Source organism: Bacillus cereus, from assembly GCF_015071065.1.
In the GTDB taxonomy this organism is placed as follows: Bacteria; Bacillota; Bacilli; order Bacillales; family Bacillaceae_G; genus Bacillus_A; species Bacillus_A cereus_BA.
In genome coordinates, this window is sequence record NZ_VOVA01000039.1 from 1 (window position 1) to 11,924 (window position 11,924).

The window sequence follows — 11,924 nt, forward strand, 5'->3', positions numbered from 1 at the left end:
CGAAAATTCACTTTTTTCACTTCGAATTACTAATGAAATAGACTAGATAAGCATGGTAGAATACTTTTTGGTTAACTGTTACTTAAGCAAATACCATTGCTAACGTTAGTAGCAGTTTATCATCCTATGCTGAAGGATTTAACCTTCAGTTTGCGGCTTTATTCCGCTACCCTTAACATTTGTTGAGGTTTTTTTATAAAAAAATATGAATATAATAATTTACACAAAAAAAGAAAAGACACTCGAATAATGAGTGTCTTTTCTTTTTATCTTCTTTTTTCGCCAAATGTCTGCTATTATGAAATAGATATACAACTTGCAAATGTAAATATTTCATATAAATTATAAAAAACAAATAAAAAACCCCAGTCACCCGATTTTTAGAAGTTTAGTGTTGTGTTTGCGGTTGGTCGCCCCATAATACAATACGAACTTTTAAAAATCTCCCTGGAAGACAAGAGGTTTGGAGTAACAGAATTAAATTTGTATCGCTTCTTATATAGTAGCATACTCTTTTAAAAATGTGAACTACAAATCCTCTGTTTTCCTATACTCAAATTTTGATTGGGGCGGAAAATGGAGGATTTTTTGTTATGTCAGATTTATTAGAAACAGTAGAAGAACAAGAAGTAAGAGAATTACAACGTGTAGTTATTAAAGAAGAGTTATTAGCGTTGACTGAAAAACATTTTGATGCAGCACTATTAAATAATTTAATTTTTTGGGCTGGAATTACTAAGCAAATGGACAATACACTCAAAGAGAAAATTAGATACATGGAAGCTCGTAAAGTAAAACAAGATAAAATTGATAAACAGAAGAAAAAAATTCGTAATGGTTGGTTTTATAAAACCGGAGATGATCTTATGTTCGAATTAATGAATTGGGGAAGTGCTTCCACAATTAGTCGAACAATTAATAATTTCGTAAAAAAAGGTTGGGTGGAAAAAGGTAATAATCCTGATCCATCTAAGAAGTGGGATAGAACAACTTGGTTCAAAATAAACCTTACAAAAATTGCGTCTGATTTACATACACTAGGATACGCTTTAGACGGTTATACTTTAGTGCGAGAACAGGAAAAAGAGGAAGAAAAGCACGATGAACCCGCGCTACAATCCATTTTGCATGGTGAAAAATGCATCTTGCAAAATGGAAAATCCATTTTGCACAGTGGCAGAACAATACCAGAAGGTATACTTCAGAAAGTAACTTCAAAAGATCTTGAAGAAGAAGAAGAAAATAATACTGTTAGTATCTCTGAAACTACAATTATTGATTTAATGAATTCAAAAATCAAAGAACGAGAGATTACAAATCAAAAAACTATTAAAGCAGTTCATGATGTTTCTAGTAAGTGTAAAGCAATCGGAACTACTGATTTAACTGCTGCTGAGAATTATGTCATCAAAGTTGTAGAAGAAAAAATGGCTAAGTTTGGACAAAAACAGAAAGTAAGACAAGGTAAAGCAAAAGTATCAGGTTCTAAGTCTATACGTAGTGAAATGATTCCGAAGTGGAAAAAAGAAATGGATAAAGAGGATAATGCGTCATCAACTGCAGAAAAGGACGAACATACATTAGCTGAGGAACGAAAAAGATTAGAGGAAGTATTGAAAAAGTACAAAAAAGATGAGTAGTATCATCTTTTAATTTCACATACCTTAATGAAATATAAATATTAATATTTCGTAATGTTATTAAAAGGATTAGTACGTTGATATTGAATTATTTCATGTGTGATCAGAATGTATTAATACAACGTTAATATTAGCATTAATGCTATGATAACTTTATGCGAATGATTTATTGGGGTACCACTACATGTCCATCAAGCTAAATTTTTTTAGTACCCTCAGAACGAAATTGTGTGCTAACTTGTAACCAAAAAGCTCACTTTTTCGTTTTGGAGTGGATTTGTTTACTTAAGTTGATGAGCACGGGAGATACCTCTAGATGTGAGAAAATTACATATTAAATGACGGATGTGAGTCTGCATTTGCTATTGAGCGTTTATAATAATTGGAATATCTTTTTAAGGATAAATTAGATTTAAATCCTATTTGCGGCATGATTTGTTCAGGAGTATAGTTTCCTTGAATTCTTCTTAAAATATAGGTATTTCGGAAATGTTGCGCAGAAATTCCCTTTCGGAGATTAGCACGTTTCACTTCTAAACGAATCATTTTTTGTATTGAGATTTCGGTTAAAAATTTTGGCGCAGCATCATCATAACTCCAATGGTATGTCCCACGTGTAAAATCAAAAGCAATAAATAACGGATCATTGCTGTGATATTTAGGACGTACAGGTTCAGGAATAGTTTTATAGTAATTGTATAAGTGTAGTTTATCTTCTTCCTTCAAATGAATGGTTCTATTCACTTTTGAGTCTTCAGGAATCGATAAAGTGTTATTTTCGAAATGAACGTGTACCATTCGTAAAGAAACAAAATCCTCTCTACGTAGTGTTCGATCAGGTGGATCTATCTGAATAACTCCTTCAATAGGGCTTGATAAATCTAAGTATTCGTACAACCTATTTAAGACAATATATATGCGGTGTATAGTTTTGTCGGAATACTGTCGATTTTCCTTTAAATATTTGAAAAAGGATTCAAAATCCTTTTTATGAAGTGATTCAAAAATATTATTTTCAGTGAATTTTTTTGATTGGTGCAGCCATTGAATGAAACTTTCCACATCGTAGATATATCGCTTGATTGTAGAAGCCTTTCTTCCTTTGTTTGATAAATAAGAAGAGAATCCTTCTATTGTATTTTGAATCTCTTTTGCAATCATACTATATTTTTCACTCCTTATCCTCATACCTTTTGACTACTCTGTAAAATGTAGGACTTGTCATATTGCACTTCTTCATGGCGTATAGCGCTGTAATCTTTCCAAGTTTCCAATCGTTATATACATTGATAAATTCCTCAGTGATTTCTGTTTTTGGTCTGCCCAAATGTTTTCCTTTTTTCTTTGCAGCATCAATGCCTTCACGTTGGCGAGTTTTTATCTTTGTCCGTTCCTCTTCAGCAAGCCAAGACAAGATTTGAAGTACCAAATCAGTAATAAGAGTTCCTAAACTATCTTTATATTGAGTTGTATCTAGAAGTGGCATGTCTAATACGACAATATGAGCTTGTATATTTTGGGTAATATCTTTCCATTCCTGAAGGATAGCTTCTTTATTTCTTCCGAATCGATCCAAGGAGTGAATATATAAAATATCATCTTTTCTTAACATGCGTTTTACAAGTTGGTATTGTTCACGGTTAAAGTCTCTTCCGCTCTGCTTATCGACAAAAATATCTCGTTCGTCAGTGATGAGCTGTTTCATTGCTTCGATCTGACGATCCTCATTTTGTTCTTTGCTACTGACTCTTATATATCCGAATTTTCTTGTATTCAAAATAAATAGACATCCCTTCAAAATTGTTTCTACTGAAATTATAACAAAAATACTTCAAAAGGTGTCATTAATTATTTAGTACTTCAAAAATAGGTTTTTAAACCTTTTGAAGTACTAAATTTAATAGAGTTTACTGTACTTCAAAAGGTGTACCTTTTGATACACATTTATGGATAAAAATAACCAAAATAAATAAGGGTATATTTTGAAAATTCCTTTTATTCCAAATGTATTGACGGAATATTTAATCTAATTTATAATAATTGAATATGAAGATATGAAATTGTTAGTGAGGGATAAATATTTTTACAAATAAAAAAGTGATTCGAATTGGTTTAGGTTTATATATCTTTTTATCTGTAATTCAATTTACTATTGGCTATATTAAGGGGTATACAGGTAATGAATTGTTAATTTCTGGAACATGGAAAACTGTGTTATTAGATGCTCCTGAAGGTATACTTGTTATTTTAGGTGCAATTGCTTTATATCAATGTACGAAAAAATTACCAGAAAAAACGGCATCTATGTAGATGCCGTTTTTTCTGATTTGCTACCGGTAAGTGTTGGTATGTGAAGTTTGCAATGAAATAGCCAAATTCATAACCTATTTTTACTACTCCGGACCCTAATATTATATATAGAGAACATTTAATAAATGGATTTTCTTTTAAGAAGGTTTGTAGATTATTCAAGTTAAATCCTCCATGTTAATTTTATTAGCTTGATAGCGATGGGGTACCGCCACATTGCCATCAACCTAAGAAAACAGTTCACCCTCAAAACGATAAATAAGCTTTTTCGTTACAAGAAATCCTAAAAATTTCGTTCTGGGGGTGTAATAAAACTTTAGGTTGATGGGCATGTGTCTGTACCCCATACCCATCAACCTAAGAAAAGCAAATACCCCCAAACGAGAAAATTGACATCTCCAGCTGAAAATGTACATTTTTTTGTTTTGGGAGCGTTATATAATTCTTAAGTTGATGAATGTGTGGTGCTACCCCATCACCATCAAGCTATGAAAAGTAAATACTTCAAAATGAAAATATAAGCCGTTTTCTTTCAAAAATACATGGGATTTTTAGCCTGGGTTGTTATAAAATTATTAAGTAGTTGGGCATGGGTTGAGACTTCGAAATATTGTGCATTCACATTAAATAACAAACATGAAAAGGACTTTAAATTTAATTCGCAGGATCTCTTTCTTTTACAAGATCTTCGATGTTATTTGCTTCTTTGATTTCTTTTGACGATAACCAATTTTCATTTATTGTCCCTGTCTTATTGGTTAAATAGATGTTAAAGTTTTTATTATATAGTTCTTCTTTAAGGATTGTGGTTACTTTGATTAAATCCTCAATTAAAGGGGGATTGTTTTCAAATATATTATTGGTGGTATTAATAACTAAAGTCACTAAATATTTTCGACTATCCTCATCATCTGAACTTGAATAAGTAATACTTTTAAATGCAAATCGATCGTTTTGCATTTCATGTAATCTTTCTTCTACTTTGGTGTGCGTTCTAATCCAATTTCCCCAATATTTGTTTATGGCATCTGACATCGTAGATTTCATTGTTTGTAACAGTTCTTCTTTTGTTATTATTTTTTGTACATTTTTAAAAGGTCCGCCCAAAGATTCACCATTTTGATCCTTAATCTCTAGTTCTGTTATCTTTTTATTATTCTCCTGAATGAGTTGAAATAGAGCATATAAACGATCTAATTCTACTGAATCCAATTGGCTAAAGTCAATCTCGTTACTCATTTGCAAAGTTAATAATAATTCATTAGTTGGTTTTCCTTCATCTGGATCTTTATTATCTAAAATATATTGAAGAGCATTTTCCGTTTCAGATTCCACGTAGCCTAATTTTTTCATTTCTTCTAGAGTTGGTTTGAATTTCTTATATTCCTCATATGTTTTTTTTCCATATTGGTATTCATCACCTACTGGATTTGAATAGAGGAGACCTTGTACCTTTACTCGGAATTTTAGATATTTGTTATTTTTTTCTTGCACAGTATGGTATGTATTACCACCGTTATTTTCATTTATAGAGCTCCAATCTGTTACAACAACATCAATACCGTGTTTTTCTTTTATATATTCTTGTACCTCAGCTCCATTTTCTTGGTTACAACCACTTAGACATAAGAAACATAATACTAGCAATATTACATGTTTCAAACTTTGCATATAAGCACTCCCTACGTAAGAATTAATTCTTGAATGTGCAGCACACTACAAAACCTTCTTTTCCTTAGTCGTATACTTTATCTTTTATATAGTTTGAATCTTAAATCATTTAAGTTCCTGACGTTTCCAACTATACTGCTTGAAGTATTACTGTCTTAACATATATAACTTATTTGTTTTAAGGTCTTTCTCAATTCTATAAGCATATGGTTCATTGGGCTCATATCTAAAACGTACATTCATACCATGGTATCTATTTTACTATAAAATCTAGTTCTATTATTAAAATGTTCCTTTTTTTTTGTTTCCTAGTATAGATGTTCCTTCTACTTCAATGAGGGAGGATTTATGGAAGGACATTATACAATTTCAAGTTATGCACCATATATAAGAAGAAAAAACATAGCTACAAACTCGATGTAATGAAATTCGTATATATGCATAATTGTATTTAAAATCACTAATGATAATGTTATACTAATATCAACCAAGAAGAATCCAACAAACTATGATTAATTACTACATCTTCTTTCATAGCATGTCAACGTAAAAAAGACACTTTCCATTGTGTTTTTTTTTAGGCTTTGAGATGAATACATTGACTCAATACTTATATTTGGGGTAGCACCACATCGCTATCAAGCTAAAGATTTATTGCAACCCCTAGAACGAAATTTTTAGGATTTCTTGTAATAAAAAAGGATATTTTATTATTTTGACTGTCTGTATATAACTTTTTCATGATTTATAAAACCATCTTACGAAACCGCCTCCTATTACAGAACTTGCCCTATATATTGGGAAATCAAATTTGGAATGTACCTAACTTAACCCTTTAGTATATAATAGTATTTAGAAAATAAAGGAAAAGATCTGTTTTTAATTATAGCCCTAAATATTTCTCAGTGTGTATTAGTATATTGAGTATATAAGGTTCTGGTGCAAAGATAAAATGAAAACCAATAAAATGCATATGTTCCTAACAGAATTGTATTTTATACTACAAGTTCAAACAATTGATGGATGAATTCTTTCTGATTTTGGACAGACTGGTCCCGTAAATCAATCTGTTCTTTTTTAATCATATGCATAGCTTCTACTCCAGAAAGAATGGATGTAGCTGTGTCAAAGCATTTGAACCCTAGCATAGAACGGATTCGTTTCTTGATAAAGCGATGATCTTGTTCTACTATATTATTCAAGTACTTTTGTTGTCTAAGTCGCATACCGTTAGGTATGCTTTTTTCTTTTTTCAACTGTTCAATTGCTATAGGATAAGCTGGATTCTTGTCGACTGTTATAACACGAGGCTTTGAAACATGAAAAGACCGCAAAGCTTTCTTGAAAAAGCGCTTTGCAGCCTTCTGATCTCTTGTTTTGCTTAGGCAAAAATCGATTGTGCTTCCTGTCGAATCAACAGCACGATACAGGTACATCCATTGCCCTTTTACTTTGATATATGTTTCATCGACTCTCCAAGAGTCATTTGTTTGTTTGAGGTAACGTCGGATCCGTTCCTCCATCATTTCCACTAAATCACGAAAACTGAGATTGTACCGTAGGTACCATCTTACTGTTAATAAGATAATATCAGGCTGATAGTGCTTCCATTTGAACAAATTTCTCTTTTCCATACTAATCACACACCTTTTTAGAGTAATAGTATCAGTATGTCCAAGGTTTATAGATTTTTTGCACCAGAACCCTTATTATTACGTCAAATGATTACAATATTAGTAGATTTAAAAAACTGATTGGTGAACACAATATTTCCCTCACAAATACTGAATACTCTCTTGAACCTGATATGTTTAACTGGTTATTTTATGTTTATACGGAACGTGATGGAATATTAAACGCCGAAACAAAATTAGAAAATATTAGTGGTTTTGTAGGAAATGTAACTGATGACGCCAATGTTTTTACAGGAGCATCTTACCAGACGACAGAACTAATAGCGACCAAAGCGTTTATAAGTAATGGTGGAGAACTAAAAAAGATAACACTTAGAGTTAGAGACACAGATGTAGATATTACTTGTATGGTTAATGAAAATTCTACTGTTGTAATAAGTTGTAATGCATCATTAAAATTAAGAATAATGGATAGCATGGATGATGCAACTTTTCTGTTATTGTATTTATATGGTTACTTAATCCTTAGGTTAAAACAATTGTATATGAATGAATCGGAGAGCTTTATCAAAGAAGATAATCCCAAATTTTCAAAGAAAATTGGGATTGATGTAATTAAATCAATTGTTGAAAAAAATAATATTTTATTGAAAGATCTTGAGTCATTTTTGCTAGAAGTCGCATGTGAGCAAGAGCATAGTTGATAATTGTGTTTACTTAATCAAAATGACAGGTTCTATTGCAAATTTTCTTAACAAATACATACTTAGGTTGAGTACAATTAAATCTCATGCAATTGTTAGTAACTTTCGTAATTCATTGTACGTTGAAAAACCACAGTTTGGCCACAAACTGTGGTTTTTTCTTATATATAGCCATGAATGGTTTTGATTCCTTTCAAGGGGTACGGAAACGATTCAAAGTGTGAGGGTCCACTCTGGGGAAATATTTAAATTGATACGATAAGTATAAACAAGAAACCTATCCGCAGATAGGTTTCTATTTTTATTAACAGATGTGCTTTTTATACTTGAAAATTATGTGAATTTATAAAGAGAACAAACAACGGTCTAAGGAACCTGAAAATTCCAATGGATATTTTGAATAAAAAACTTTAAATCAATATATATTTAATAATAAATTCTTAAAAAATATAAGTATTGGTTAATATAGAAGAATAGGGGATTCTTACAGAAAGGTATATATTTTTATTGGTTTATAATCTATACAAATAAAATATACATATAAATGTGTATAAATATAAAATATTAAATCCGACCTATCTCTCTATTTGTGTTTGTCATTGGCTATTCTGCTTTCTTGTTGTTTAAAATAAAAAGAGGAACAACTAATGTTTCTCTTGTAATCTCTAAGAATTTGGTATATGGACAGCTTATATTTTAAATAAAGTTCAAACGAAAATGAAATTTGCAACATTTCACCTATAAACACTAAAAACAAACAAAGAGCGATTTTTTCACCCTTTGTTTGTTGTAGATTATTTATTTAATTCAGCTTTTGCTTGTTTCAAGAGATACTCCTTTTCTTGCTCTGGCGTAGCCTCTTTATATGCTTTACCGTCGTTCCCATCTTTCCACTTACTCAACATATTATGCTCTTTAACTATTTGAGAAAAATCCCCGTGTTCCCATCGATCGATGATCATACGATACTCTCCTAAATGCTTTACATACATTGGAGTGCTTTTAGTGATTGCCTCTTTTACTTCTTGAATATTCTCGGCACTCATTTTGATAAAGCCCTCTTTCTTATCGGATAACACCTTTTGATTAGTCATTTTGAGCATTGTATCATTTATGCGTTTTTCAGCTTCCACTGCCACTTCGACTTTTTCCCCTTTAACCGAGTTGATCATTTCCTCCTCTTTGTGATTCCCGAGGTAATCCCCAACTTTAAAACCTGTTAAAACACCGATCGCTATACAAAAAATTAAAATCAATGATACTTTCGTTATTTTTCTCATTTATTAATCCTCCTTTACTATGAAGAGCCATTTGCAATATAACTTTTATAGAGCAGCTCGACATTTGCGCTCTTTAATAATTTAAGCATAAATTCTATGTTCTTTTTAAAAACAGGTATAATTTATCAGTGCAGTACAACAATTCCTTATATGATCCTTTTTTCCTTTTCCAATAGGTAACCTGCGCTTTCAACCAATTTGATTTCATCAATAAGAGAAAAAACAGTCTTTGATATATTAGGTGTCAATTACAATTGTACCATTTCTAAAGATCGAGCGGCTTAATTGAAAAAAACAAACCCCATTAGGATTTATGATGTATGTAAATTCTTAAATAATCTACACCACTCCCCTGAAAATTTCCTAAGTCTTAGTTTGATAGTGATGTGGAAGACCCCCCTTTTATAGTTTATAGAAGAAGTACATCAGTTATCTATTAAAACTATTATTTAAAAAAATTTCCTAAATGTTTTATTTATTCTACTTTCGTTTCACTTAATAAGGTAAGGAGCTAATTTACTAGATAACTTGATTAAATAGGGGTATCCCCACATTTTGGAAAACAACTACACTAAGAGTTTTCGATTCATTTTAATTATGTTGCATATAAAAATGGATTGTTTTCAGTAAATCGCGTAGCATTAGTGGCCAATTTTAATAGATTTTCTTCCTGTAATGTAACACAAATGATATTGTGTTGCATCCAAATACTCTTAGCGGAACAAGGTTCACATTATTTTATGTTGAAGTTTGCTTAACTTGTTTTTTCTGATTTGCGGTCTGTACCTCTAAGAGACAAGCTTGTCGAGGCTGATGGGGGTTCTACTCCAACAGCAGATCAATACGATCTGAGTGAGGCTCCGGAGGAAGATGCTCCAGCAACAAAAAGAAATAAGAGCATCGAGTCAAAAAAAACTTTAATAATTTGAGGAGGCTGTTTTATTATGGCAGGTTATATTTACGGTGGTTACAACGGTTATACATCAGAGGTTAGTGGTTTTACAGATGCAAACTATTATGGTTCTGGAGCTACGACAGTAGATTTTACACAAATCAACCTTCATAGCGGTGGTACATGGAACTACACAATCGAATTACAACGTAGGGTTGACGGAACGTTTAAAACAACTGATACATTAAGCGGTAGCTTTTCACGTCAAGTAACAAGATCATTTAATATTACTGATAACTTACCAGGTGAGTATCGTATCAAAGGTAAACTTACAATGGGTAGTACTTCTACAAACTATACAGACGGTTTCATGATTTATCGCTAATAAAGACTAAAGGAGGTGCTAAGATGTTCGAAGATATCAAGGAATATTTGAGCAAACTGCCTCTGAATATACTATCTGTATTACCTTTCGAGAAGCTGGACAAGTATCTTTTTCGGTTCTGGTGCAAAAAATATAACACTTTTTCAGTCAATCTTTAAATTTTGGACATACTGATACTAGTGTCTTTTTGCCCATCCCCCCGAAAAAACAAGACTATAATTAAGGATAGTCCTTAGCGTATTTTACGCAAAGGACTATCCTTTTTTCGGTTCTGGTGCAAAAACTAACAGACTCTCGTAAGTAATCTTCTACACTTGGATATACTGATAGTATGACTCTAACAAAGGTGTGTGATCAATATGGAAAAGGAAAATTTGTTCAAATGGAAGCATTATCAGCCTGAACTCATCTTATTAACAGTGAGATGGTACCTACGGTATAATTTGAGCTTTCGTAACCTGGTAGAAATGATGGAGGAAAGAGGTTTGTCAATTACTCACACAACGATTATGCGTTGGGTTCATCAATATGGACCTCAATTAGAAGAGAAAGTACGACATCATCTTAAATCCACAAATGATTTATGGAGAGTTGATGAAACCTATGTGAAAGTAAAAGGGCAATGGATGTATTTATATCGTGCAGTCGATTCAGAAGGGAATACGATTGATTTTTATCTAAGTCAATCAAGGGATAAACAAGCAGCCAAGCGCTTTTTCAAGAAAGCTTTGTCCTTTTTGTATGTTTCTAAACCCCGTGTGATAACAGTATATCCTGTAGCAATTCAAGAGTTAAAAAAAGAGAAGCATATGCCTGAAGGCATACCACTAAGGCAAGTTAAATATCTCAATAACATAGTGGAACAAGATCATCGTTTTATTAAGAAACGTGTGCGTTCTATGTTGGAATTCAAGTCATTTAAAACAGCAACCTCTATATTGAGTGGGGTTTAAGCCATGCATATGATTAAAAAAGAACAGATTGATTTGCGGGGCCAGTCTGTTCAAAAGCAGAAAGAATTCATCCATCAATTATTTGGACTTGCAGTATAAAATACGATTCCATGAGGAATGTACGCGCTTTATTCCCTTGTATTTTATTTTTGCACCAGAACCATATTACTTATTAATAGTGAAGAAATCGCTCTTTAAATGTTTACCGTTAATGTATGAAACCGCTACATATGTACCCGGTAGGTAAGCATCAGTAATTTGTGTTTGCCATACAGCAATCTGCTTATGTTCTTGATAATCGTAAAAATTTTCCCAGTTAATTGTTTTGTAACGAGATAATGTCCCATCATCTAACACACGGAAAATCTTTACTTGGTCGCTAGAAGTTAAAGAGCTAGACCAATCTGTAACGACTGTAAAGATATTATCAGTTTTGTAGCTAGACATAATATGTT

10 protein-coding genes and 1 pseudogene are annotated in these 11,924 nt (G+C 32.0%); 5 read left to right on the top strand and 6 right to left on the bottom strand.

Annotated features, from left to right (window positions below; translation table 11 throughout):
- Positions 1-593: 593 nt before the first annotated feature.
- Entirely contained in the window at positions 594-1,640 is a 1,047-nt protein-coding gene (locus FT637_RS28615) for a hypothetical protein (protein ID WP_193649122.1), read from the top strand.
- 327 nt (positions 1,641-1,967) lie between these two features.
- Here FT637_RS28615 and FT637_RS28620 read toward each other — a convergent pair whose 3' ends face one another.
- Together FT637_RS28620 and FT637_RS28625 are read right to left on the bottom strand one after the other, a co-directional pair.
- Complete coding sequence (locus tag FT637_RS28620) at positions 1,968-2,801, bottom strand: tyrosine-type recombinase/integrase (RefSeq protein ID WP_193649123.1); 834 nt, start codon at positions 2,799-2,801, stop codon at positions 1,968-1,970.
- Positions 2,802-2,811: 10 nt separating this feature from the next.
- A complete protein-coding gene (locus FT637_RS28625; RefSeq protein ID WP_193649124.1) occupies positions 2,812-3,417 on the bottom strand; it encodes a recombinase family protein in 606 nt (201 codons plus the stop codon).
- 302 nt (positions 3,418-3,719) lie between these two features.
- Here FT637_RS28625 and FT637_RS28630 point away from each other — a divergent pair, with 302 nt between their 5' ends.
- Positions 3,720-3,950, top strand: coding sequence for a DUF3937 family protein (locus tag FT637_RS28630; RefSeq protein ID WP_193649128.1), 231 nt, complete (start codon positions 3,720-3,722; stop codon positions 3,948-3,950).
- A 654-nt stretch (positions 3,951-4,604) separates the two neighbouring features.
- Here FT637_RS28630 and FT637_RS28635 read toward each other — a convergent pair.
- Entirely contained in the window at positions 4,605-5,621 is a 1,017-nt protein-coding gene (locus tag FT637_RS28635) for a hypothetical protein (protein WP_002142658.1), read from the bottom strand.
- A gap of 995 nt (positions 5,622-6,616) precedes the next feature.
- On the bottom strand, positions 6,617-7,255 hold the full coding sequence (locus tag FT637_RS28640; protein WP_061688636.1) for an IS6 family transposase: 639 nt from the start codon (positions 7,253-7,255) through the stop codon (positions 6,617-6,619).
- Between the two features lie 173 nt (positions 7,256-7,428).
- Between FT637_RS28640 and FT637_RS28645 the strand changes: the two genes are divergently transcribed.
- Complete coding sequence (locus tag FT637_RS28645) at positions 7,429-7,959, top strand: hypothetical protein (RefSeq protein ID WP_227494006.1); 531 nt, start codon at positions 7,429-7,431, stop codon at positions 7,957-7,959.
- A gap of 794 nt (positions 7,960-8,753) precedes the next feature.
- On the opposite strand, the gene FT637_RS28650 is transcribed toward FT637_RS28645, so the two are convergent.
- A complete protein-coding gene (locus tag FT637_RS28650) occupies positions 8,754-9,239 on the bottom strand; it encodes a DUF6241 domain-containing protein (RefSeq protein ID WP_002130387.1) in 486 nt (161 codons plus the stop codon).
- A 944-nt stretch (positions 9,240-10,183) separates the two neighbouring features.
- On the opposite strand from FT637_RS28650, the gene FT637_RS28655 reads away from it, so the two are divergent.
- The gene (locus FT637_RS28655) at positions 10,184-10,516 is read left to right on the top strand and encodes a hypothetical protein (protein WP_193649125.1); all 333 of its coding nucleotides are present in this window, start codon (positions 10,184-10,186) and stop codon (positions 10,514-10,516) included.
- A gap of 359 nt (positions 10,517-10,875) precedes the next feature.
- Positions 10,876-11,568 (top strand): annotated as a pseudogene (locus FT637_RS28660) (IS6 family transposase).
- A 66-nt stretch (positions 11,569-11,634) separates the two neighbouring features.
- Here FT637_RS28660 and FT637_RS28665 read toward each other — a convergent pair.
- Positions 11,635-11,924: DUF5065 family protein (locus tag FT637_RS28665; RefSeq protein ID WP_193649127.1), on the bottom strand; the 290-nt coding region annotated here is incomplete at its 5' end.